General features: G+C 68.3%; 21 protein-coding genes. 9 read left to right on the top strand and 12 right to left on the bottom strand.

The window, feature by feature from the left end; translation table 11 throughout:
• The first annotated feature begins 4 nt into the window (after nt 1-4).
• The 5 genes from acnA to WKR98_RS15260 all read left to right on the top strand — a co-directional run bounded on the left by acnA (nt 5) and on the right by WKR98_RS15260 (nt 7,162).
• Nucleotides 5-2,707, top strand: coding sequence for an aconitate hydratase AcnA (gene acnA / locus WKR98_RS15280; RefSeq protein ID WP_124689751.1), 2,703 nt, complete (start codon nt 5-7; stop codon nt 2,705-2,707).
• 95 nt (nt 2,708-2,802) lie between these two features.
• A complete protein-coding gene (locus WKR98_RS15275) occupies nt 2,803-3,711 on the top strand; it encodes a LysR substrate-binding domain-containing protein (RefSeq protein WP_124689752.1) in 909 nt (302 codons plus the stop codon).
• A 112-nt stretch (nt 3,712-3,823) separates the two neighbouring features.
• Nucleotides 3,824-5,020 carry a CaiB/BaiF CoA transferase family protein gene (locus WKR98_RS15270; protein ID WP_341433981.1) on the top strand — a complete coding sequence of 399 codons (1,197 nt, stop codon included), beginning with the start codon at nt 3,824-3,826 and terminating at the stop codon, nt 5,018-5,020.
• A complete protein-coding gene (locus WKR98_RS15265; RefSeq protein WP_341433980.1) occupies nt 5,017-5,928 on the top strand; it encodes a hydroxymethylglutaryl-CoA lyase in 912 nt (303 codons plus the stop codon). Before WKR98_RS15270 ends, WKR98_RS15265 begins: the two co-directional genes overlap by 4 nt.
• Nucleotides 5,929-5,971: 43 nt before the next feature.
• A complete protein-coding gene (locus WKR98_RS15260) occupies nt 5,972-7,162 on the top strand; it encodes a DUF2863 family protein (RefSeq protein ID WP_124689755.1) in 1,191 nt (396 codons plus the stop codon).
• 18 nt (nt 7,163-7,180) lie between these two features.
• On the opposite strand, the gene WKR98_RS15255 is transcribed toward WKR98_RS15260, so the two are convergent.
• Nucleotides 7,181-8,176, bottom strand: coding sequence for a bile acid:sodium symporter family protein (locus tag WKR98_RS15255; protein WP_124689756.1), 996 nt, complete (start codon nt 8,174-8,176; stop codon nt 7,181-7,183).
• A gap of 324 nt (nt 8,177-8,500) precedes the next feature.
• Between WKR98_RS15255 and WKR98_RS15250 the strand changes: the two genes are divergently transcribed.
• Nucleotides 8,501-9,223, top strand: coding sequence for a glutathione binding-like protein (locus WKR98_RS15250; protein WP_124689757.1), 723 nt, complete (start codon nt 8,501-8,503; stop codon nt 9,221-9,223).
• Nucleotides 9,224-9,262: 39 nt separating this feature from the next.
• Here WKR98_RS15250 and WKR98_RS15245 read toward each other — a convergent pair whose 3' ends face one another.
• Together WKR98_RS15245 and WKR98_RS15240 are read right to left on the bottom strand one after the other, a co-directional pair.
• Nucleotides 9,263-9,940 carry an LrgB family protein gene (locus tag WKR98_RS15245; protein ID WP_124689758.1) on the bottom strand — a complete coding sequence of 226 codons (678 nt, stop codon included), beginning with the start codon at nt 9,938-9,940 and terminating at the stop codon, nt 9,263-9,265.
• Nucleotides 9,937-10,338, bottom strand: coding sequence for a CidA/LrgA family protein (locus WKR98_RS15240; protein WP_341433979.1), 402 nt, complete (start codon nt 10,336-10,338; stop codon nt 9,937-9,939). Before WKR98_RS15240 ends, WKR98_RS15245 begins: the two co-directional genes overlap by 4 nt.
• Nucleotides 10,339-10,431: 93 nt before the next feature.
• Here WKR98_RS15240 and WKR98_RS15235 point away from each other — a divergent pair, with 93 nt between their 5' ends.
• The 3 genes from WKR98_RS15235 (at nt 10,432) to efp (ending at nt 13,153) form a co-directional block, all read left to right on the top strand.
• Entirely contained in the window at nt 10,432-11,364 is a 933-nt protein-coding gene (locus WKR98_RS15235) for a LysR family transcriptional regulator (protein WP_124689760.1), read from the top strand.
• Complete coding sequence (gene earP, locus WKR98_RS15230; RefSeq protein ID WP_341433978.1) at nt 11,364-12,464, top strand: elongation factor P maturation arginine rhamnosyltransferase EarP; 1,101 nt, start codon at nt 11,364-11,366, stop codon at nt 12,462-12,464. The genes WKR98_RS15235 and earP overlap by 1 nt, the downstream gene beginning before the upstream one ends.
• 131 nt (nt 12,465-12,595) lie before the next feature.
• Entirely contained in the window at nt 12,596-13,153 is a 558-nt protein-coding gene (gene efp, locus WKR98_RS15225) for an elongation factor P (protein ID WP_124689762.1), read from the top strand.
• Between the two features lie 276 nt (nt 13,154-13,429).
• Here the strand turns inward: efp and WKR98_RS15220 are convergent, their stop codons facing one another.
• The 9 genes from WKR98_RS15220 to WKR98_RS15180 form a co-directional block, all read right to left on the bottom strand.
• Complete coding sequence (locus WKR98_RS15220; RefSeq protein WP_341433977.1) at nt 13,430-13,882, bottom strand: DUF1178 family protein; 453 nt, start codon at nt 13,880-13,882, stop codon at nt 13,430-13,432.
• Nucleotides 13,883-13,989: 107 nt separating this feature from the next.
• Nucleotides 13,990-15,849 (bottom strand): diguanylate cyclase, encoded by a 1,860-nt coding sequence (locus WKR98_RS15215; protein ID WP_124689764.1) that lies wholly within the window; start codon nt 15,847-15,849, stop codon nt 13,990-13,992.
• A gap of 70 nt (nt 15,850-15,919) precedes the next feature.
• Entirely contained in the window at nt 15,920-16,357 is a 438-nt protein-coding gene (locus tag WKR98_RS15210; RefSeq protein ID WP_341433976.1) for a low affinity iron permease family protein, read from the bottom strand.
• A gap of 468 nt (nt 16,358-16,825) precedes the next feature.
• Entirely contained in the window at nt 16,826-18,364 is a 1,539-nt protein-coding gene (locus WKR98_RS15205) for a malonate--CoA ligase (RefSeq protein WP_341433975.1), read from the bottom strand.
• The gene (locus WKR98_RS15200; RefSeq protein WP_341433974.1) at nt 18,361-19,179 is read right to left on the bottom strand and encodes an enoyl-CoA hydratase/isomerase family protein; all 819 of its coding nucleotides are present in this window, start codon (nt 19,177-19,179) and stop codon (nt 18,361-18,363) included. The genes WKR98_RS15205 and WKR98_RS15200 overlap by 4 nt, the downstream gene beginning before the upstream one ends.
• A gap of 17 nt (nt 19,180-19,196) precedes the next feature.
• Nucleotides 19,197-20,165, bottom strand: a complete 969-nt coding sequence (locus tag WKR98_RS15195) for a Bug family tripartite tricarboxylate transporter substrate binding protein (RefSeq protein WP_341433973.1) — start codon at nt 20,163-20,165, stop codon at nt 19,197-19,199.
• A gap of 75 nt (nt 20,166-20,240) precedes the next feature.
• Nucleotides 20,241-21,623, bottom strand: a complete 1,383-nt coding sequence (locus WKR98_RS15190) for a malonyl-CoA decarboxylase domain-containing protein (RefSeq protein WP_341433972.1) — start codon at nt 21,621-21,623, stop codon at nt 20,241-20,243.
• Between the two features lie 25 nt (nt 21,624-21,648).
• On the bottom strand, nt 21,649-22,332 hold the full coding sequence (locus tag WKR98_RS15185) for a GntR family transcriptional regulator (RefSeq protein ID WP_124689771.1): 684 nt from the start codon (nt 22,330-22,332) through the stop codon (nt 21,649-21,651).
• Between the two features lie 70 nt (nt 22,333-22,402).
• The gene (locus WKR98_RS15180) at nt 22,403-24,067 is read right to left on the bottom strand and encodes an ABC transporter permease (protein ID WP_124689772.1); all 1,665 of its coding nucleotides are present in this window, start codon (nt 24,065-24,067) and stop codon (nt 22,403-22,405) included.

The following is a 24,067-nucleotide window of genomic DNA, read 5'->3' as shown; positions in this document are numbered from 1 at the left end:
CATCATGCCGCACAACACGTTCAAAACCCTGAAAGAGTTCAAGATCGGCAGCAAAACCGGCCAGTACTACTCGCTCCCGGCGCTCGGCAAGGCCCTGGGCGTGGCGGTAGAGCGACTGCCCGTCTCCCTGCGGATCGTGCTCGAATCCGTCCTGCGCAACTGTGACGGCAAGAAAGTCACCGAAGAACACATCAAACAGCTCGCCAACTGGAAACCCGGCGCCAAGCGCGAAGAAGAAATCCCCTTCGTCGTCGCCCGCGTCGTGCTCCAGGACTTCACCGGCGTTCCCCTGCTGGCCGACCTGGCCGCCATGCGCAACGTCGCCGCCAAGCTCGACAAGAATCCCAAGGCCATCGAACCCCTGGTTCCGGTGGACCTCGTCGTCGACCACTCCGTCATGATCGACGCCTACGGCACCAAGAACGCCCTCGACATCAACATGAAGCTGGAATTCAAGCGCAACCACGAGCGCTACCAGTTCATGAAGTGGGGCATGCAGGCCTTCGACACCTTCGGCGTGGTGCCCCCGGGCTTCGGCATCGTCCACCAGGTGAACCTCGAATACCTGGCGCGGGGCGTGCACAAGCGCGACAAGGTCTACTACCCTGACTCACTGGTCGGCACCGACAGCCACACCACCATGATCAACGGCATCGGCGTGGTCGGCTGGGGCGTGGGCGGCATCGAGGCCGAGGCCGCCATGCTGGGCCAGCCCGTCTACATCCTGACCCCCGACGTCGTCGGCGTCGAGCTCAAGGGCAAGCTGCGCGAAGGCGTCACCGCCACCGACCTGGTCCTGACCATCACCGAGATGCTACGCCGCGAGAAAGTCGTCGGCAAGTTCGTCGAGTTCTGTGGTCCCGGCACGGCCAGCCTGACCGTTTCCGAGCGCGCCACCATCGGCAACATGGCCCCCGAGTACGGCGCCACCATGGGCTTTTTCCCCGTGGACGAGCGCACCATCGACTTCTTCAAGGGCACGGGCCGCACCAAGGAAGAAATCGACGCCTTCGAAGCGTATTACCGCGCCCAGAAGATGTTCGGCGTGCCCAATGCCAAGGACATCGACTACACCACGCTGCTGACCCTGGACCTGTCCACCGTCGCGCCCTCGCTGGCCGGCCCCAAGCGTCCCCAGGACCGCATCGAGATCGGCGACGTCAAGGCCACCTTCGGCGACCTGTTCAGCAAGCCGGTTGCCGAGAACGGCTTCTCGCAGCCCGCCGCGAAACTCGACCAGGTCTTCACGACCGACAACGGCATCCCCATCCAGAACGGCGACATCCTGATCGCCGCCATCACCTCCTGCACCAACACGTCCAACCCCAGCGTGCTGCTGGCGGCGGGCCTGCTGGCCAAGAAGGCGGTGAAGGCCGGGCTCAAGGTCAAGCCGCACATCAAGACCTCGCTCGCCCCCGGATCGCGCGTCGTGACCGAGTACCTCCAGAAGACCGACCTGCTGCCCTATCTTGAACAGCTCGGCTTCGACGTGGCGGCCTACGGCTGCACGACCTGCATCGGCAACGCCGGCGACCTCGCGCCCGAGCTGAACGACCTCATCACCAAGAACGACCTGGTGTGCGCGGCCGTGCTGTCGGGCAACCGCAACTTCGAGGCCCGCATCCACCCGAACATCAAGGCCAACTTCCTGGCCTCGCCGCCGCTGGTCGTGGCCTACGCCATCGCCGGCACCATGAAGCGCGACCTGATGACCGAGCCGGTGGGGCGCGGCACCAAGGGCGATGTCTACCTGGGCGACATCTGGCCGACCCAGGCGGAAGTCGAGAAGCTGATGAAATACGCCCTGGATCCCAAGGCGTTCAAGAGCAACTACGCCCAGGTCAAGACCAACCCCGGCAAGCTGTGGCAGGACATCCAGGGCGTGGCCGGGCAGATCTACGACTGGCCCAAGTCGACCTACATCGCCGAGCCCCCGTTCTTCGAGGACTTCACGATGGAGCCGGGCGCGGCCAATGCCGTGGTCAGGAACGCCCGGGCCCTGGGCCTGTTCGGCGACTCCATCACCACCGACCACATCTCGCCGGCCGGCTCGATCAAGGAAAGCTCGCCCGCGGGCAGGTACCTGCAGGCCAACGGCGTGATGAAGGCCGACTTCAACAGCTACGGCTCGCGCCGCGGCAATCACGAGGTCATGATGCGGGGCACCTTCGCCAACGTGCGCATCAAGAACCTGATGATCCCGCCCAACGCCGACGGCACGCGCGTGGAAGGCGGCCTGACCCTGCACCAGCCCAGCGGCGAACAGCTGTCGATCTACGACGCGGCCATGAAGTACATCGCCGAGGGCACGCCCACGGTCATCTTCGGCGGCGAGGAATACGGCACGGGTTCGTCGCGCGACTGGGCCGCCAAGGGCACGCAGCTGCTGGGCGTGAAGGCCGTGATCGCGCGCAGCTTCGAGCGCATCCACCGCAGCAACCTGGTGGGCATGGGCGTGCTGCCGCTGCAGTTCAAGGGAGGCGACAGCATCCAGTCCCTGAACATCACGGGCCGCGAGACCTATGACATCACCGGGCTGGAAAACGGCATCAAGCCCCAGCAGGACGTGACGCTGACCATCCACTACGAGAACGGTACCAGCAGGCAGGTCCCGCTGCTGCTGCGCATCGACACGCCCATCGAGGTGGACTACTACAACCACGGCGGCATCCTGCCCTTCGTGCTGCGCCAGTTGCTGGCAGCCTGAAGCCGGCCGGCCCCTCGGGGCCGCCACCCGAGGCCTGCGCCTCCGGTGCCCTCGCGGCGCCCGGCGCAGGCCTTGCCACATCTGCGGAGCCACGCTTGGTCAATCTTTCGCGCTTCGATCTCGTCACGCTGTCGTTGTTCGCGGCCGTCGCGCGCCACGGCAGCATCTCGGCCGGCGCCCGCCAGGCCAACCTGGCGGTGGGCGCGGCCAGCCGGCGCATCGCCGACCTGGAGGACACGGTGGGTACTCCCCTGCTCTACCGCCGGGCCTCGGGCGTGGAGCTGACCGAGGCCGGAGGCGCCTGCCTGCGGCACGCGCTGCGCATCCTGCAGGACGTGGAGCAACTGGCCGGCCGGATGTCCGACTATGCCAGCGGCGCCGTGGGCCAGGTCCGCATCGCCGCCAATACCTCGTCCATCACGCAGTTCCTGCCGGAGGACCTGGCCGGGTTCATGGCGAGCCATCCCGGCATCCGCATCGAACTCGAAGAACAGAACAGCGCGGACATCGTGGCCGCGGTGAACGAGAACCGCGCCGACGTCGGCGTGTTCGCCGATCGCACGCCCGCCGATGGCCTGGCGACCTACCCTTATCGCGAGGACGAACTGGTGCTGATCGCGCCGCGCGCGCACGCGCTGGCGTCCCGGCGCTCGGTGGCCTTTCGCGATACGCTGGACTATGACTACGTCAGCCTGCCGGACGCCACCTCGCTCGCCAACCGGATACGGGAGGAAAGCAGCCGGCTGGACCGGCCCATCCGGCCGCGCATCCAGGTGCGCAGCTTCGATGCCATCTGCCGGATGGTCTCGACCGGCATGGGCGTGGGGATCCTGCCCCGCCTCGCGGCGGTCCCGCATGCGAAGTCCATGAATCTGAAGCTGGTCGCGCTGGAAGACGGCTGGGCCAGGCGCGGCCTGCTGCTGGGCGTGCGCGCGCCCGAGGCGCTGACCGCGCCGGCGCGGCTGCTGGTGTCGCACTTGCGGGCGGCCGCCGCGCCGGCCTGACCCCGCGCCGGCTTTCGCATTCCGGCAAACCCCGCTTGCCCGATCGGCCATTTCCCCCTCCGAACGTTTCGGGTCACACTGTCGCCAAGCCATTTCCCCCACGAGACCTCCCATGCCACGGCAAATCCTCGAAGGCATCCGCATCCTGGAACTGGGCCAGTTGATCGCCGGCCCGTTCGCCGCCAAGACGCTGGCCGATTTCGGCGCCGAAATCATCAAGATCGAACCGCCCGGCCAGGGCGATCCGCTGCGCAAGTGGCGCATGCTGCACGAGGGCACCTCGGTCTGGTGGGAAGCCCAGTCGCGCAGCAAGCAATCGGTATGCGTGGACCTGCGTCAACCCGAAGGGCAGGAACTAGTGCGCAAGCTGGCCGCGCAGGCCGACGTGCTGATCGAGAACTTCCGCCCCGGCGCCATGGAGAAATGGGGCCTGTCCTGGGAAGCCCTGCATGCGCTGAATCCCCGCCTGATCATGCTGCGCGTCTCGGGCTACGGCCAGACCGGAACCAAACGCGACGAACCGGGTTTCGCGGCGATAGGCGAAGCCATGGCCGGGCTGCGCTACCTGACCGGCGAACCGGGCCGCTCGCCCGTGCGCGCGGGGCTGTCGCTGGGCGACACGATCGCCGGCCTGCATGGCGCGATGGGCGTGCTGCTGGCGCTGTACGACCGCGACGCGCGCGGCGGCCAGGGGCAGATGATCGACACCGCGCTGTACGAAAGCGTGTTCAACCTGAGTGAAAGCCTGCTGCCCGAGTATTCGGTGTTCGGCGCCGTGCGCCAGCCGGCGGGCGGCGCCCTGCCCGGTATCGCTCCCTCGAACGCCTACCCTTGCGCCGACGGCGAGTACGTGCTGATCGCCGGCAACGGCGATGGCATCTTCGTGCGCCTGATGCGGCGCATGGGACGCGACGACCTGGCCGACGACCCGGGCCTGGCCCGCAACGACGGCCGCGCGCAGCGCGCGGCCGAGCTGGACGAGGCCATCGGCGCCTGGACCCGCACGCTGGACAGCGGCGCGGTGCTGGCCGCGCTGCGCGAGGCCGACGTGCCCGCCGGCCGCATCTACAACGCCCGCGACATCGCCCAGGACCCGCACTACCGCGCCCGCGACATGATCCAGGCAGTCACCTCGGCCAAGGGCCTGAAGGTCGAGATGCCCGGCATCGTGCCCAAGCTGTCCACGCATCCGGGCGCCATCCGCCACCGCGCGCCGACCCTGGGCGAACACACCGACGCCGTGCTGCGCGGCGTGGGCCTGGACGACGAGGCCTTGCGGACGCTGCGCGGCAAGGGAGTGATCGCATGATCCAGATCAACGAGGTCGGCCCGCGCGACGGGCTGCAGATCGAACCCGCCTTCGTCGCCACCGACGACAAGGTGGCGCTGGTCGATGCGCTGTCCGACTGCGGCTTCGCCCGCATCGAGGTGACCAGCTTCACCTCGGCCCGCGCCATTCCCGCGCTGGCCGACGCCGAGGCCGTCATGCAGCGCATCCGCCGCCGGCCCGGCGTGGTCTACACCTGCCTCGTGCCCAACCTGCGCGGCATGGAGCGCGCCCTGGACAGCGGCGCCGACGAACTCAACCTGGTGATGTCGGTCAGCGAGACCCACAACCAGGCCAACCTGCGGATGACCCGCGAACAATCCACGGCCCAGTTGCTGGCCATGCTCGAACGCGCCGCGCAGGCGCGCGTGCCCTGCAACGTCTCGCTGTCCACCACGTTCGGCTGCCCGTTCGAGGGCGACATCGCGCCGTCCGAGGTCGAGCGGCTGGCGCGGCTATTCGCCGGCGCCGGCGCGGCCGGCATCACGCTGTGCGACACCACCGGCATGGCCTACCCCACGCAGGTGGCGGACCTGTCCGCGTCGCTGGCCGCCCTCCTGCCCGCCTCCATCTCCTTGACCCTGCATCTGCACAACACCCGCGGCATGGCGCTGGCCAATGCGCTGGCGGCCTGGCAGGCCGGCGTGCGGCGCTTCGACGGCGCCGTGGGCGGCCTGGGCGGCTGTCCCTATGCGCCGGGCGCCAGCGGCAACGCCAGCACCGAGGAACTCGTCCACATGTTCGACTGCATGGGCGTGGACACCGGCGTCTCGCTGGCCCCGCTGCTGGAGGTCGTGGCCACCCTGCCGCGCCTGGTCGCGCGCGAGGTGCCCAGCCAGTTGCTGGCCGCCGGGCCGCGCCTGCGCACCCATCCGGCGCCGGGGAGATAAACTAGCGGACTCGAACAATCATTCCGTCAGCCGCGACCCCTCCATGCCCCGTTCCCGCAGCACATCCTCGTCCCGCCTCAATCGCGATGCCGAAAAACTCGTATCGCTGTCCCTGTCGCTCAACGGCTCGGGCAGCCGGGTCGAGGACCGCTACTGGGAGGGGGAACTGGGCACGCTGCTGGAGAAGCTCATGCACGGCGGCCAGGACGCGACCATCGAGGCCGCGCTCGAGGTCCTGTACCAGCGCAACGCCGGCGCCTACGAGATCCTGGTCGAGCAGGCCGAGACCCTGTCGGAATCGCTGACGCTGCAGAAGGACGGCGTGGACCACGACGTGCTGCTGGTGGTGGCGCCGGTGGTGGCCTGGACCCGTTTCAGCATTCCCTACGGCCCGATACGCATCGGCCTGCTGGATGCGCTGAAGGCCCAGCTGCACGGCCACATCCTGGCGGCCGACGCGCGCATGGCGGTGGCTCCGGAACTCTACAGCGTGGACCAGATGCCGCGCTCGTTCAGCGCCACGCGGCTATGGCTGAGCCGCCTGGGCTCGCAGGCGCTGGGTCTGACGCTGCCGCGCATGCCGGCCACCGACGACACCGAGGTCGCGAACCTGCTGGCCGACACGCGCTACGTGGTGGCGGCCGTTGCCGTGCCGCGCGGCGCCCCGGTGTTCCGCTGGCAGGAAAACCCCGGCAAGCCCGAGCACACGCGTGAAAGCTGCCTGGCCCAGTGGGAAGCGCAAGCCGCCCCGCTGTTCGCCGACCTGCTGCCCGGCTGCGGCTTCGAATGCCTGCTGCCGGACGCCTACTACGTCAACAACCGCGAAGCCGACCGGCGCGTGCGGCCGCTGTCGCTGCGCGCCTCGGTCGCCTGGCTCGAAGCCACGCTGGGCATCGCGCCCGACCAGTTGCGCGCCGTCATCGCCGCCTGCGGCGAAACCGAGATCGAGGAATACCGGATCGGCTTCACCCAGCGCCAGAGCAACGACGTCATCTATGGCTCGACCTGGCCGATATTCGGCCGCGACGACGACGATCCCGAGATGCCCGTCATGGACGTGATCGCCGACCAGCTGCGGGAACTGGGCGTGACCGACCTGCGCAAGCTGCAGGGCCTGCTGCCCCTGGAATTCTGCGACGACTGCGGCGCGCCCTACTTCCCCAACCCCCTGGGGGAAATGGTGCACGCCGAGCCTCCCGAGGACGCCGACGCCGGCCCCGCCCATTTCCACTGAGCGGGACGCGGCGGACGCTCAGGCCGCGCGCGGGCTGGCCTCGGTCGCTTCCTCGGGGCGGTTGGCGTAGCGGCGCGCCAGCACCGCGCATACCATCAGCTGCATCTGGTGGAAGATCATCAGCGGCAGGACAATGGCGCCGGCGGCGCTGCTGGACAACAGCACCTTGGCCATGGGAATGCCGGTGGCCAGGCTTTTCTTGGACCCGCAGAAAACGATGGTGATCTCGTCTTCTTTCGAGAATCCCAGCGCGCGGCTGATGTAGGTCGTGGCCAGCAGCGCCACGGCCAGGATCACCGCGCAGGCCACCAGCACGCCGGCCAGCGTCGCGGTCGAGGTCTGGTGCCACAGGCCGCCCACCACGGCCTCGCTGAAGGCCGAATAGACCACCAGCAGGATGGAGCCCTGGTCCACGTACTTGAGCACGGCGCGATGGCGCGCGACCCAGCCGCCTATCCAGCGGCGCATCACCTGCCCCACCACGAAGGGCAGCAGCAGTTGCATCAGGATCTTGCCCACCGCGTCGAACGAGAAGGCCGCCTCGCCGGCGGTGCTCATCATCAGCTTGACCAGCACCGGCGTCAGGAAGATGCCCAGCAGGCTGGAGGCCGAGGCGCTGCAGATGGCCGCCGGGATGTTGCCGCGCGCGATGGACGTGAGCGCGATGGCCGACTGCACCGTGGCCGGCAGGGCGCACAGGAACAGGATGCCCAGGTACAGGTCGGGGGTGACCAGCGGCGCCAGGAGCGGCTTGAACGCCATCCCCAGGACGGGGAACATGACGAAGGTGAATACGAAGATCAGCAGATGCAGCCGCCAGTGGGTGGCGCCGGCGACGATGGCCTCGCGCGACAGCTTGGCGCCGTGCAGGAAGAACAGCAGGCCGATGGCGATGTTGGTGATCCAGTCGAATACCACGGCCGTCTGCCCGGAACATGGCAGGAAGCTGGCAAGGGTGACGACGACGATCAGGCTGAGTGTGAAATTATCGGGCAGGAAACGCGGACGAGTCATGGGATGGGCCGAAAAACAAAGGAAACCTGCGCCTGGCGCCGGGCACGAGGCCTCGCGGCGCCTCCGGACGAAGCCGGTCGCTGGTCCCGCCGCAGCGGTCGTTGCGCGCTGGCAGCCAGCGGCCGGAAGGCGGATCCGGCCAAGGGTAAACACGGATTATCTTCCTTTGTCGCCCCCCTGCCCAGCCCGCATTCGGTGCAGCTGCTGTGCGCCACGGTCAAAGATCGCCGCCCGTATCCCTTCCGCAAGGGCGGCCTATGGGCCACGAGCGAGGGTCTTTGTCGCATAATCGCATCGAATTCGACCTCTTTTCCGGAGTCCCGCATGACCGACAAGATCGCCAAGCCGGCCCAGCAGCCCATCCAGGTCTACTCCTGGCCGACGCCCAATGGCCACAAAGTGCACATCATGCTCGAGGAGTGCAAGCTTCCGTACGAAGTGACGGGCATCAACATCGGGGCTGGCGACCAGTTCAAGGAAGAGTTCCTGGCCATCAGCCCCAACAACAAGATTCCCGCCATCGTCGATCCCGAGGGGCCCGACGGCAAGCCGATCTCGCTGTTCGAGTCCGGCGCCATCCTGGTCTACCTGGCCGGCAAGACCGGCAAGTTCCTGGGCAAGACCGACCGCGAGCGCTACAGCACACTGCAATGGCTGATGTTCCAGATGGGCGGCGTCGGCCCCATGCTGGGCCAAGCCCACCATTTCCGGCTGTACGCGCCCGAGCGCATCGAATACGCCACCAACCGCTACACCAACGAATCCCGGCGGCTGTACAGCGTCATGGACAAGCAGTTGTCCCGCCAGGCCTTCCTGGCCGGACGCGCCTACACCATCGCCGACATGGCCACCTGGCCCTGGACCCGCTCGCACGCCAACCAGGGGGTGGACCTGGCGGACTTCCCCAACGTCAAGCGCTGGTTCGACGAGATCCACGCCCGACCGGCCGTGCAGCGCGGCATCCAGGTCCTGGCCGATCAGCGCAAGCCGCAGGACGCCACCGCGAAGGAAAACCTGTTCGGATCCACGCAGTACCAGCGGCGCTGACGCGCGGGGGCGGCGTCCCCTGCCGGCGCGCCGCGGGCCTCAGGCCAGCCAGGCGCCCAGGACCGGTGCCAGCAGCACCATGGACAGGCCGCTGAATATCATCAGCAGGCTGGCCATCACGCCGGCTTCCTCGCCCAGCTCGCGCGCCTTGGCCGTGCCCAGCGCGTGGGCCGCGGCGCCGTAGGACGCGCCGGAGGCCAGCTCCGAACGGCGCGGCATCAGGGCCAGGATCAATTCGCCGGTCAGCATGCCGGCCAGCCCGGTGAAGACCACGAACATCGCCGCCAGGTCGGCGTCGCCGCCGAAGCGGTCCGCCGTGGCCATGGCGAAGGGCGTGGAGACCGAGCGCACCAGCAGGCTGCGCGCGACCTCGGGGGCCAGGTGGAAGGCCCGCGCCAGCCACCACGAACTGGCCACCGCAGCCGTCACGCCCGCCACCGTGCCCACGGCCAGGGCCGGCCACAGCTCCCGTATCAGGCGCCGGTACTGGTAGATCGGTACCGCGAACGCCACCGTGGCCGGGCCCAGGAACCACAGCAGCACGCGCGTATCGGCCGCGTATTCGTCCAGCGAAATGCCCGTGGCCAGCAACAAGGCCAGCAACGCCAGCGGCGTCAGCAGGATGGGATGCGTCCAGAGCCGCGGATGGCGGGCATGGAGCAGCTTGTTCAGGTAATACAGGGCAAGCGTGGCCACCACGCACAGGACGATGATCATGATGCCGCCTTCGCCGGCGCGCGGGCGCGGCGCCGCCGGGCGATCCACTCCACCGTCGCCGCGGTGGTCAGCATGACGCAGGCGTTGCCCAGCACGATGACCGCCGCCAGCTTCAGCCCCTCGTTCCTGAGCAGATCCTGGTAGCGCACCATCGCGACCACGGCGGGAATGAAGAACACCAGCATGTCGGCCAGCAGCCAGTGCGCGCCCAGGTCGATGCGGTGGAGCGGCAGGCGGCCGCTCAGCAGCAGCGCCAGCACGGCGAACAGGCCCACCACCCCGCCGGGGATGGGCAGGCCGGTCCAGCGGACGGCAGTGTCGGCGGCCCACCAGACTGCAACCAGGGCCAGGACCTGGAGGATGCGGACGGCGAAGGGGGGAAGGAAGCGGTGCGACATGGTTGTTCTACGGGTATACCCGTAATTCTAGGCAAGACGCTTCCATTTAGAAAATGAATAAAATCCATATTAAGAATTCCATATTGGAATGAAATGGATTTGCGCGCCCTGCGGTACTTCGTCGAGGTCGTCCAGCGCCAAAGCTACACGGCGGCGGCGCGCGCGCTGTTCGTGACCCAGCCCACGGTCAGCAAGATGATCCGGCAGTTGGAGGACGAACTGGGCACGCCGGTGCTGCGCAAGTTCGGCCGGCGCATCGAACCGACCGACACCGGCCGCATCGTGCTGGAACGCGGACGGCAACTGCTGGCCCTGCACGCCCAGTTGCAGGCCGAACTGTCCGACGTGCGCCAGGCCGCCCGGGGCGAACTGGTCGTCGGCACCCCACCGCTGGCGCACCACCTGCTGGCCCCGCTGCTCGCACGCTTCCATCAGGACTATCCGGGGATCGAGCTGCGGCTGTTCGAGCGCGGCTCGCGCTCGGTCGAAGACGAACTGAAGTCCGGTACGCTCGAGATCGGCGCCATGCTGCTGCCGGCGGACGAAAACGAATACGAAACGCTGCCCATCTGCAATTTCCCGCTGCGCCTGATCGTGCCGGCATCCTCGAGCTGGGCCGGGCGCGAACGGGTCCGGCTGGAGGAACTGGCGGCCGAACCCTTCATCTTCTACGGCGAGGGCTTCGTGCTGAACGAAGTGGTCCACGCCGCCTGCGTCCAGGCCGGCTTCACGCCGCGGATCGCCGGCCGCAGCAGCCAGTGGGACTTCATGGCCTCCATGGTGGCCGCCGGCGTGGGGCTCGCCCTGCTGCCGGAGCTGTTCAGCCGCCAACTGGACCGCTCTCGGCTGGCGGTGGTCCCGCTCCAGGATCCGCAGTTGTGGTGGCACATGGCCTTCGCCTGGCGCCGCGGCCGCTACCTCTCGTTCGCCGCGCGCGCCTGGCTGGACCTGGCCCGCCGCATGCTGCCCGGGGACGGCCGGGCCGCGGGCGATAATGGCGTCCTTTGGGACGAGGAAAACCGCTGATGCGCGCCGACATCTTCTGCCGCGTGATCGACAACTACGGCGACATAGGCGTGTGCTGGCGCCTGGCCCGCCAACTGGCGCGGGAGCACGGCTGGCGGGTGCGCCTGTGGGTGGACGACCTGCCGGTCATGGCGCGCCTGGCGCCGGCGGTCGATCCCAAGGCGGCCGCGCAGCGCGCCGACGGCGTGGACATCGTCCGCTGGACGCGGCCGGCGCCGCCGCTGGAACCGGGCGACGTGGTCATCGAGGCCTTCGCCTGCGATCCGCCCGCCGAATTCGTCCAGCGCATGCGGGACCGGGTGCGCCCGCCCGTCTGGGTCAACCTGGAATACCTGAGCGCCGAGACCTGGGTCGAGAACTGCCATGCCCTGCCCTCACCCCAGCCGGGCGGGCTGCGCAAGTACTTCTTCTTCCCCGGGTTCACGCCGGCGACCGGCGGGCTGCTGCGCGAGCGCGGCCTGCTGGCCGAACGCGATGCCCTCCAGGCCGATCCGGCCGCCCGGGCCGCCTTCCTGCGCGGTGCCGGCCTGCCCGAGCCCTGTGCCGGCGAACGCCTGGTCACCCTGTTCTGCTATCCCGACGCACCGGCCTCCATCCTGGCCGACGTACTGGCGGGCGGCGACATACCCACGCTGCTGGCCATCCCGCCCGGCGTCGCCCCCTACCTGACCGCCGGCGCGCGTGGCCGCCTGCGCATCGCGCGGGCGCCCTTCCTGCCCCAGGCCGACTACGACCGCCTGCTGTGGAGCGCCGACCTGAACTTCGTCCGGGGCGAGGATTCCTTCATCCGCGCCCAGTGGGCCGGCCGCCCCATGGTCTGGCACATCTACCCCCAGGCCGAGGCCGCCCATGTCGACAAGCTGCACGCCTGGCTGCGGCGCTACCCCGCCCCGCAAGCCGCGGCGGCGCTCCAGGCCGCCTGGAACGGCGACGCCGGGGCGGCGCGCTTCCAACCGTTGCTGGCCGAGGCCTTGTCGCCCGCGGTGTTCGACCCGTGGCGCGAGGCCGCGCGCGCCTGGAGCGACACCCTGGCCGCCCAGCCCGACCTGGCCACCCAACTGGCCGGTTTCTGCGCGGCACGGCAGGAAAACCACGCCTGACGCGGAACTAGCCGGGGCACCCTGTCCCGGGCTATACTAGTTGGCTGCACAGGCCATATGGCCGTCTTTTGGACATCGCGGCGCTACACGCCGGCTGTCACTAGCGTTCCCTCCCCTAAGGTTGCTCCAGCATGAAAATCGCTCAGGAATTGCGCGTCGGCAACGTCATCATGGTCGGCAAGGATCCCCTGGTCGTCCTGAAGGCCGAATACAACAAGTCCGGCCGCAACGCCGCCGTCGTCAAGATGAAGCTCAAGAACCTGCTGACCGGTTCGGGCACGGAATCCGTCTACAAGGCCGACGAAAAGTTCGAAATCCTGGTGCTCGAGCGCCGCGAGTGCACCTACTCGTACTTCGCCGACCCCATGTATGTCTTCATGGACACCGAGTACAACCAGTACGAAGTCGAAGCCGAGAGCATGGGCGATGCCCTGCACTACCTGGAAGAAGGCATGCCCGTCGAGGTGGTCTTCTACGAAGGCCGCGCGATCTCGGTGGAAATGCCCACCATCGTCGTGCGCGAGATCGTCTACACCGAGCCGGCCGTGCGTGGCGACACCTCGGGCAAGGTCATGAAACCCGCCAAGGTCAACACTGGCTACGAACTGCCGGTGCCGCTGTTCTGCGAAATCGGCGACAAGATCGAGATCGACACCCGTACGGGCGAGTACCGTAGCAGGGTGAAATAAGCCCCCCCCCCTACGCGCTTACGCGCGCCCGGCATGGTGAGCCCCCAGCCGCTACGCGGCAGCCCCCCGAGGGGGCCGGGGCCCGCCTTGGGGCGGCCCGGCGCCGGGCCCCGTGGGGCGTCGAAGTGGACCGGCGGAGCCGGATCCACTTCGCCTCGTCTTTCTTGGGGGCCTTTGGCCCCCTTTCCCCCATAGTTTCGTCTATTGGTTGGCTTGCGCTTTTTTGGCGCAGGGCAGGCGCAGGTTCGCCCCGCTTTGCGGGACGAACAAACGTCCTTATTGCAAGCGGTCGTCGTCTAGCAGGGCGGGGATGGGGGCTACGGCTATGCCTTCTTCGGCCAGGGACTGGCGTTCCTGCTGGGTGGCCACGCCGCGGATGGGGCGTTCGGGGGCGTCGCCGTGGTGGATGCGCCGGGCTTCAGTGGCGAAGCGTTCGCCGACGTTTTCGGTCTGGCGCAGGGCTTCCCGCAATTGTTTCAGCATGGCGGCCTGCATGTCGGGGGACATGGGGGCGTTGCCGGGTTCGCGCGCGGCGGGAGTGGCCGGCGCCTTGCTGCCGGAGACGTTCAGCATGGGGGCCGACAATTTCTTGTCGATGGATTTGCTATCGCACAGCGGGCAGCTGATCAGGCCGCTTTCGCGTTGCGTGTCGAAATCGGAGTGCGAGCTGAACCAGCCTTCGAAAACGTGGCCGTGCTCGCATTGCAGATCGAAAACCTTGAATGCCATGAATGATGCGCCTGTCGCCCCCGGGGAACGCCTGGCGCGGTCTGTACCTGTAGAGAGCCCTATCGTACCCCAAGCCCGGGGCTTGCAGCCGCGCCGCGCCCCGGCCTTCATACCGAACGCGACATCGACCCCTGCTGCGGTTCGTAGACGCAGGTGCGATTGCGCCCCTGCCGCTTGGCGGCGTACAGCGCGGCATCGGCCTGGCGCACCAGCAGCGCCGCCGCGGTGGCATGGCCCGGCACCATCGCATCGACGCCGATGCTGACCGTCATCACGCCCTGCTCGCTCTTCAGGTGGGGAATCCGCGCATCCAGCGTGGCCTTGCGAATGTTCTCGGCGATCAGATAGGCGCCATCGATGTCCGTCTTGGGCAGCAGCACCGCGAATTCCTCGCCGCCGTAGCGCGCCGCCATGTCGGCCGGGCGCCGGATATTGCCCTGGATCACCTGGGCGATGGTGCGCAGGTACTGGTCGCCATGCTGGTGGCCGTAGTGGTCGTTCAGCGCCTTGAAATGGTCGGCATCGATCAGCAGCAGCGCCAGCGAGCTTTCCTCGCGCGCGGCGCGCCGCCATTCCCGCTCCAGCGCCTCGTCGAAGCGGCGGCGGTTCGACAGGTTGGTCAGGCCGTCGGTGGCCGCCATGGCCAGCAGCTGGGCATTCTCGGCCTCCAGGGCTTCCTCGGCCTTCTTGCGGCGCGAGACGTCGCGGATGTTCAGGATGCAGCGCTCGTCGCCCATCTCGGGCGGCAGGCGCTTGACGCTGGCCTCCAGCCAGCTCCACGACGAATCCCGGTGGCGCGCCGGAAAGGTCAGCATGCGCGGCCAGGACTGCTCGTCCCCGGAGAACAGCGGCACGTAGTCCGCCCGCACGAAGTCGTCGATGTTGCGCCCTTCGATGTCCCCCGGCACCCACCCCAGCACGTCCTTGATGGCCGGCGAGATATAGGTGACGATGCCGTCCGCCCGGCACAGCGCGATGATGTCGGCCGAATTCTCGGCCAGCACCCGGTACCGGGCCTCGCTGCGCAGCGCGCTGCGCTCGGCCGCCAGACGCAGCGCGAACTCCCGGCGCAGCATCCACACCAGCACCATGGTGCCCATGCACAGCAGCAGCGTAAGCATGGCGATGATCCCCGCCTTGTTGCGCCAGGCCGCATAGATGTCGCTGTCGGCCATGCCCACCAGCACGATCAGCGGCAGCGGGGGCTCGACCGCCGTGAAGGAATAAAGCCGGGTCACCCCATCCGTGGCCGACACGGCCTCGTACGAACCGGTGTCCGATGCCGGATAGCGCTTGAACAGCTCGAGATCGGCCAATTGCTTGCCCAGCAGGCCCTGTACCGCCGGGAAACGCGCCATGACCGAGCCGTCGGCGCGCAGCAGCATGATGGAGCCATTCTGGCGCAGGTCCAGTTGGCGGAACTGGTTTTCCAGGTGGGAGATGCGCAGCGTGCTGACCACCACGCCGCCGAAGCTGCCGTCGGGCCGGCTCACGCGGCGGCTGATGGCGATGGACCACATATTGGTCAGCCGCGAGAAAAAAGGCCGGCTCACGAACAGTCCGACGTCGGAAGCTTCCTTGTGCACGCGGAAATAGTCGCGCTGCGAAAACTCGACGCCGCGCGGCTGCACCGACTTGGAGTCGGTCAGCATCCGGCCCTCGGTGTCCAGCACCACCATCGTTCCCACGCCGCGCATCTGCGGCAGGCTGCCGAACAGCAGTTGGTGACGGCGATAAGGATCCAGGCCTTCGGCTTCGGCAAGCCGCAGGCCATTGAGCATGGATTGCAGAGAGAGGTCGACCAGCTCGATGTCGCGGCCGATGCCGTCGGCGACCACCCGGCCCAGGTTCACCGTGGCTTCCCTGGCCGCTCGCCTGGCATCCTGGCGGGTGTCGTATAGCGCGGCCGCGCATACCAGGCCGAAACACGCGACCACCAAGGTGGCCCATAACGTTAGCCAGCGCATGGACCAAACGATACAGGTTACAAAAATTAACCGGGACTATACATCCATTGGGTAGCCCGCGGCACGCGTCTTAACGGTGATTTGCATTCTCCGGCCCGGAAGACGTCCCCGCCCGGCCCCGGGCCACCCTCTCCGCCATCGCGTGGTAGCGCGCGCTCAACCGGCGCAGGTGATCCTCGTCCATCGTTTCGATCGCGACCAGCTTGCTGTTGGCGCCCTCCAGCGCCCCCAGCAACTCGTCCAGCTTCAGGTGCAGCGCCTCGCTGTCCTTGTTCTGGGTGCGCTGGATCACGAACACCATCAGGAAGGTCACGATGGTGGTTCCGGTATTGACCACCAGTTGCCAGGTTTCGGAAAAATGGAATATCGGCCCGAGCGCGCCCCAGAGCACGATGGCCGCGCACGCCATGCTGAACGCCGGCGGCGAGCCCGTGGTCCGGGTGACCGACGTCGCGAAGCGATCGAACAATTGCCCCCTGCCGTTTCTCCGTATGCTGGCTTGATTCATCGCCGTCTCCCGTGGATGAGGACGATGGGGCGTAGCAAGCGTCGTACCCGCGGAGCAACCCGAATGGGGAAGGAGGAATTGGTGCGCCCGGCCGGAATCGAACCGGCACGCCTTGCGGCGGCGGATTTTCTTACCCGCTACTGCTCGCGCAGCCGGATTGCACGAAGGCAATGCCGTTTGGGGTCTGGACTCTGCCTTGACCATCGCGTCGCGCGGCAAGATTGCCGCGCCAGCCTTAGGTCCCCGCCGTCGAGTCTCTACACACGCCCGGCGGCCAACATCGGCCGCCTGCTTGGCTCGGCGTTCCCGTGCCAGGGGTTCGCCGAATTTGACGGGTTCTACTCCCGGACTTTCGTCCAGGGCACTCCACTCTTACGGAAGTCCGCTACGTCTACCAGTTTCGTCACGGGCGCACGGGCGGTATTGTAGCCGATGCGCCCCCGGCGCCCTTCCCCATGCCAGGCCTGGTCAGGCGTAGGTCTGGCGCAGCACGTTCTTCTGGACCTTGCCCATGGTGTTGCGGGGCAGTTCGGACACCACATGGATGCGCTTGGGCACCTTGAAGTTGGCGATCCTGGCCTTGAGTTCGGCGATCATGGCGGCCTCGTCCAGGTTGGCGCCCGGCTTGGGCACGACCACGGCCATCACCGCCTCGCCGAAGTCGGGGTGCGGCACGCCGATGACGGCGCTTTCCTCGACGCCCGGCATGTCATCCAGGAAGCTCTCGATTTCCTTCGGATAGACGTTGAAGCCGCCCGAGATGATGAGGTCCTTGCTGCGGCCCACGATGGACAGGTAGCCGTCGGGCACCCTGGCGCCGCCGGATTCGCCCCCCCAGCGGCCGACATCACCGGTCTTGAACCAGCCGTCCGGCGTGAATTCCTCCCGGGTCTTCTCGGGCATGCGCCAATAGCCCTTGAACACGTTGGGACCCTTGACCTGGATATTGCCGATCTCGCCCGGTGGGCACGCCGCCCCCGCATCGTCCACCACCCGCGCCGACACGCCCGGCAGCGGCTGGCCCACGGTGCCGCCCAGGCGTTCGCCCAGGGCGGGGTCGTAAGGATTGGAGACCAGCATGACGGTCTCGCTCATGCCGTAGCGCTCGAGGATGGTGTGGCCGGTTCGTTCGCGAAAGGCGTTGAAGGTCTCCATCAGCAGGGGCGCCGATCCGGACACGAAAAGCCGCATGTTGCGGCAGGTGTCGCGCCCGAACGCCGGCTCGGCCAGCAACCGCACGTAGTAGGTCGGCACGCCCATCATGACGGTGCAGCGCGGCAGCAGGCGCAGCGCGGCGGCCACGTCCAGCTTGGGCAGCCAGATCATTTTCGCGCCGGCCAGCAGCGCGCCGTGCGCGGCCACGAACAATCCGTGCACGTGGAAAATGGGCAACATGTGCAGCAGCACGTCGTCGGCGCGCCAGCCCCAGTATTCGTGCAATACGCGGGCGTTGGAGGCCAGATTGCCATGGGTCAGCATGGCGCCCTTGCTGCGGCCCGTCGTGCCGGAGGTGTACAGGATGGCTGCGAGATCATCCGCGGCGCGCACGGCCACCTCATGCTCGGGCGAGGCCTGGGCGGCGGCGTCCAGCAGCGTGCCGGTGCGATCGTCGTCCAGCGTGTAGACGTGGCCCGTTCCGGCGCGTTGCGCGCAGCGGCCCACCCATTCCCGGTTCTTGCTGGCGCAGACCACCACCGACGGTTCGGCATCGCCCAGGAAGTAGTCGATCTCGCTTTCCTGGTAGGCGGTGTTCAGCGGCAGGTAGACGTAGCCCGCGCGCAAGGTGGCCAGGTACAGCAGCAAGGCCTCGGGGGACTTCTCGACATGGACGGCCACGCGGGCGCCCTCGGGCAGGTCCAGCGAACGCAGCAGGTTCGCCATGCGCGCCGTCTGCGTCTGGACGTCGCGCCAGGTGTAGTCGCCGGCGCCGGGCGCCTCGATGCAGACCGCGTCGAGATCGGCGGGGAAACCGGAGGCCAGCAGGGAATAGAGATTCTCGTCTTTCATCTATCTTCTTCGGTCGGGAAAGGTGAAGCGTCGCCGCCGAACACGGGGGTGCGCCCTTCGAGGAACGCCGCCACGCCTTCGCGATGATCGCGGGTATCGCTGTAGGAAAAGAATGCCGCCAGCTCGGCCTCGGCCAGCGGCTCGGGCCGCTGCAGCCGCCGTACCATGTGCTTGTTCAGGGTAGCCGCCAGCGGCGCGCCGGCGGCAAGGCGGGACAGGGTGCGCGCAAGCTCGGCCTCGAGCTCGGCATCCTCGACCACGCGGGTCAGGAGGCCCTTGGCATGGGCCTCGGCGGCGTCCAGGATGCGGCCTTCCAGCAGCAGTTCCAGCGCCACCGCGCGGCCGGCCACGGTCAGCAGACCCGCAAGCTCGGCCGGCGCCATCGGAAACCCCAGCCGCGCGATGGGCGCGCCCACGCGGGTGCTGCGGCCGGCGATGCGCAGATCGCAGCAGCAGGCGATCTCCAGCCCGCCGCCCACGCAGGCGCCCTGCACCAGCGCCACCGTGGGCCATGGGCAATCGTCGATCGCGCGCAGCGCCGGGGCGATGATCCGCTCGTGGTAGTGGCGCACCGCCGCGAGGCCGCCCCGCTCCACCGGAAACTCGCCGATGTCGGCGCCGGCCGCGAAATGGCCGCCGGCGCCCCGGATGACGACGGCGCGCAGGCCCGGCCGGTCCGCCGCGTCCCGCATCGCCGCGGCCAGCTCGCGCCACATCGCGGCGGTCAGCGCATTGAGCTTGCCCGCGTGCGCCAGGGTCAGCGTCAGCACGCCGCCCTCGGTCGACGCGTCGATCCGGCCCGGCGCCGGTTCCATGAGCGGAGCCTCGTCCATCAATCGGCCTTGATGCCCGCGTCCTTGGAGACCTTGGCCCAGCGCTGCACTTCCTCGTGCAGATACCTGCCGAACTCGGCGCTGGTGTAGCGCGGCATCTCGGAGCCGTTGCTCAACCACACCTTCTTGATCTCGGGCGTGCCCAGCGCCTTCTGAACCTCGGCGTACATGCGCTCGACGATAGGCTGCGGCGTGCCCTTGGGGGCCCACATCGCATACCAGGTCGAGACCTCGTAGCCCGGCAGGCCGGCCTCGGCCGCGGTGGGCACGTCGGGGAAGGCGGACGAACGCTTCGGCGCCGCCACGGCCAGCGGCTTGATCTTGCCGGCGCGGATGTGCTGGGCCGACGACCCCAGCCCGTCGAAAGCCAGGTCCACCTGGCTACCCATCAACGCGAGCAGCATGGGGCCGGCGCCGGTGTACGGAACGTGCGCGATGTCCACGCCGGCCTGGAGCTTGAACAGTTCCCCGGCCAGGTGGTGGGAAGTGCCGTTGCCCGCCGAGCCGAAGTTGAGCTTGCCCGGCTGGCGGCGGGCCTGGTCGATCAAGCCCTTCAGGTCGTTGAAGGGTTCGGTGGGCGCCGCGACGATGATCTGCGGCGGCTGCGCGATCAGCGTGACGGGGACGAAATCCTTCTCGATGTCGTAGGTCAGGCCCTTGTAGAACGACGGCGCGATGGCGTGGTGCGCCCCGCCCACGAAGAACGTGTAGCCGTCCGGCTGGGCGCGCGCCGCGATGGCCGCCCCCACGGTGCCGCCCGCGCCCCCACGGTTGTCCACCACCACGCTGTGCCCCAGTTGGGCACCCAGCTGCTGCGCCAGCGGCCGAACGAAGGCGTCGGTGCCGCCCCCGGCCGGGAACGGCACGATGATGGTGACGGCCTTGGACGGCCAGGCCTCCGCTCCCACCGCATGGCCACCCGCGGCCGCGCCCACGATGCAGGCGATCAAGGCAATGCTGCGTTTCATCTCCCGTCTCCTTTCTTGGTATGAAGGTACTACACGCTGGCTCTTGCCAGTTCTGATCGATTCTTTTCGCGCGCGTCAGAGCAGCCGGGCCACTCCCCTGCTCGTCTCGGGCTTCCCCTCGCCCAGCCGCGCCAGGTTGTCGTCGAGCGCATCCAGCTCGTACACGTAGTTGACCATCATGCCGCACGACTGGGCCCGGCCCTTGCGCGACGTGTCCGCCTTCCAGTTCAGCCGTTCGATGCGGGCGCCGTTGCCCAGGTGGAACCGCGCCACCGAATCGAGCGGCAGCGATCCCTTGCGCTCCACCAGGTAGCGGGCCGCCAGCCGCATGGCCACGGCCTGCACGGCCGGCGGCGCGGCCTCGTCGTCCACCGCCTGCTGAATGGCGGCCAGCACCTGCGCGCCGGTGGCCGCCTCCAGGCCGGCCTTTTCCTTGCGAACGATGGCGGCAAGGTCCTCGGCGCCGCGTTTCCTGACCCAGTCGCAAAAGCCCGGTATGGGCGAGAGCGTGGCGAAACGCTTGATCTTGGGCAGTTCGCCGTTCAGTTCCTCGATCACGCGCTTGAGCAGGAAGTTGCCGAAGCTGACGCCGCGCAAGCCCTGCTGGGTGTTGGAGATCGAATAGAAAATGGCCCAGCGCGCCTTGTCCAGGTTCTCCATGGGCGCGCCCTCGTCCAGCAGGCTCTGCACGTTGCCGGCCATGTCGGCACAGAACGCGACCTCGACGAAGATCAGCGGCTCGTTCGGCATGCGCGGGTGGAAGAACGCGTAGCAGCGGCGGTCGGAATCCAGGCGGTTGCGCAGATCGGTCCACGAGGCGATCTCGTGCACCGCCTCGTAGATGATGAGCTTCTCGAGCAGCGAGGCGGGCGAGTCCCAGGTGATGCGCCGCATCTCCAGCAGGCCCACGTCGAACCAGTTCGACAGCAAGCCCTCCAGGTCGGCGTCCAGTCCTTGCAGCCCGGGGATCTTCGCGCGCCAGGCCAGCATGTCGGTACGCAGTTCGAGCAGGAAAGGCAGGCCATCGGGCAAGGCGTTCAAGCGCTTGAAGAAACGGACCCGGGCATGCGAGAGCGCGCGCGACAGATCGGAAGGCGTCTCCTTGCCGCCAGTCTCGGACGGCCCCGCCGACGAGGCACCCACTTCGGCCAGGAGTTCCAGCATGGCGCCGCGGCGCTGGGCGTCGGCGGCACGATAGGCCTCCTGCCAGGTCAACGCGGCGCGATTGGCCGCGACGTCGGTCAGGCGCGCCTGGAAACACGGCAGCAGCATGGCGCGCTGGCGGTTGGCCTCGCGCGTGGACAAGGCAACGGCCTCGCGGCCGGGCTCGGCGGCCCCCTGGGGCCGCCCTCCCAGCCATTTGCTCCAGCGGGCCAGCAGCGACTGGGTCGGCTGCGGATCGGGGGCCGGCGCGGCGGGCCGCGCATCGGCGGCATCTTGACGTTCGCTGTTCAACATGTCGCTCGTGTTCCTTCTGAAAGACTCAAGCCGATTGCCTGGACAGCGAGGCCATCAGGTCGGCGAAACGCTGTCCCTGCACCACGACATGGTCGCGCGCGCGCTCGGCGGCCAGGCCGGCATCGCCGGCCAGCAAGGCCTCGACGATGCCCTCGTGCTCGTCGTAGGACGTGGCGATGCGATCGCGCACGCGCAATTGCAGGCGGCGATACGGGCCCAGCCGGCGATGCAGCTTGATGGCTTCCTCGTTCAGGAACCCGTTGCAGCCCAGGCCGTAGATGGTGCGATGGAAAACTTCGTTCAGGTAGTAATAGGCGTTGGCGTCGCCCGCGTTGCGCGAAGCCTGGCAGGCGCGATGGGCCTCGAGCAGGCGGCGATGGTCGTCGGCCGTCATGCGCCGCGCGGCCAGCCGCGCGCACATGGCCTCGATTTCGCCCATCACGTCGAACATCTCGATCAGGCGCTGGGGGCCGATCTGCGCCACCAGCGCGCCCTTCCTGGGCCGCATCTCCACCAGTCCGGCCGAAGCCAGCTGGATCAGGGCCTCGCGTATGGGCGTGCGCGACACGCCGAAACGATTGGCCAGCACGGTCTCGTCCAGCGGATCCCCCGGCGACAGTTCGCCGACGGCGATCAGCTCTTCGATGGTTTCGCGCAGCGTCTCGGAGCGCTTTTTCTCGTTGCCGGAGGATGGGGGGCGGGATGACATGGAATCATCTTGCCCCATCCTTTTCTTGTATACAAGAGATTTTTATAAATACACACAAACAGGGGTCTGGTTACACACCGCGCGCCTGCCGCCGCTCCAGCCACAGGGTGGCCAGCAGCATCACCGTCGTGGTCAAGGCCACGGTGACCAGGCTCATCGCCATGCCCTGGCCCACCGAGCCCTGTTCGAACTGGCGCCAGATGAACAGCGATACCGTCTGCACGCCCGTGGGCGCGAGCAGCAGCGAAGCCACCAGCTCGCGCGAGGCCACCGCGAACACCAGCAGCATGGCGGCGACCAGGCTGGGCGCCAGCAGCGGCAGCAGGATGCGCGCCAGCGCCGTGACCGTGCCGGCGCCATGCACCCGGGCGGCGGCCTCCAGGTTGTCGCCGATCTGCATCAGCGCGGCGTGGGCATAGCGCACCGGGTACGGCAGCAGCAGGCAGCAATAGGCCAGCAGCAGAATGCCCCAGGTGTTGTAGGGCGTGGCCGGCCAGAAGGCCTGATTCCACGCCAGTATCAGGCCCACGCCGACCACCACGCCGGGCATGGTGTTGGGCAGCACGGCCAGGGCATCGAGCACCGCCCGGCCGCGCGTGCGGGTCTTGACCACGCAATAGGCCACCAGCACGCCGGTCAGCCCGGTCACGATGGCCGCGCCGGCACCCAGCATCAGGCTCGTGGCCAGCGCGCCCGAGGCTTCGCTGCCGCCGGCGGCGATGGCCTGGAAATGCGTCAGCGACAGGTTGCCGATGGCCAGGCCGCCCGACAGCGTGCGGCTGAATGCCGTCGCGGCGATGGCGAACAGCGGCGCGAACGTGGCCACCGCCACGATCGCGGCGAACAGCGCGGCGGCGGGCCAGCGCCAGGCGCCCAGCGGCAGGGTCTCGCCCCGCGCGGGCTTGCCCGTGGTGGTCTCGTAGCCCTTGCCCGTCAGCATGCGCCGCTGCCAGACGAAGGCCAGCATGGCCAGCGCGACCAGGATCAGCGACAGCACCGAGGCGCCGGGCAGGTCGATCGGCCACTCGGAGAAGCGCCGCTCGATGCCCGTCACCAGCACGAAGAAGCCGGCGTTGGCCGCCAGTGCGGCCGGCGTGCCGTACTCCTCGATCGCCATCGCGAACACCAGCAGCAGGCTCGCGGCGATGCCCGGCAGGGCCAGCGGCAGCGTGATGCGCCAGAAGCAGCGCCAGGCGCCCCCGCCGCATACCCGCCCCACCAGCGCCAAGCGGGAGCCCGACGCCGCCATGGTGCGGGAGACGGCGAAATAGACCACCGGCACCACGTTCAGCGTCATCACGAACACCACGCCGCCGAACGAGAACAGCGCCGGCCCGGCATGGATGCCCAGCAGCTGCTGCAGGTATCCGCGCGGCTGCAGCAGCATGATCCATCCCAACGCGCTGATATAGGGCGGGATCATGAAGGGCACCAGCATCAGCACGTCCCAGAGCTTGGCGCCGGGCAGATCGAACAGGCCGCGCAGCGTTCCCAGCGGGATGCCGATGGCCGCGGCGGCCAGCACCACGCAGGCGCCCAGCTTCAGCGTATTGATCGTCAGTTCGACCAGCTTGGGATCGGCCAGGACCCCCGCCAGGTGGGCCAGCGGCCGCGCCAGCGAGCCCTGGGCAAGCTCGGGGAAAACGGCCTGCAGCAGGACGAATCCCAGCGGCATGGCCACCAGGATACCCAAGGCGGACACCGCGGCCCCCACCAACAACGTGTTCGCGCGCAT

This window comes from Pigmentiphaga sp. YJ18 (assembly GCF_038066655.1).
Classification (GTDB): Bacteria; Pseudomonadota; Gammaproteobacteria; order Burkholderiales; family Burkholderiaceae_B; genus Pigmentiphaga.
This window is presented reverse-complemented; position numbering and strand designations above follow the sequence as displayed.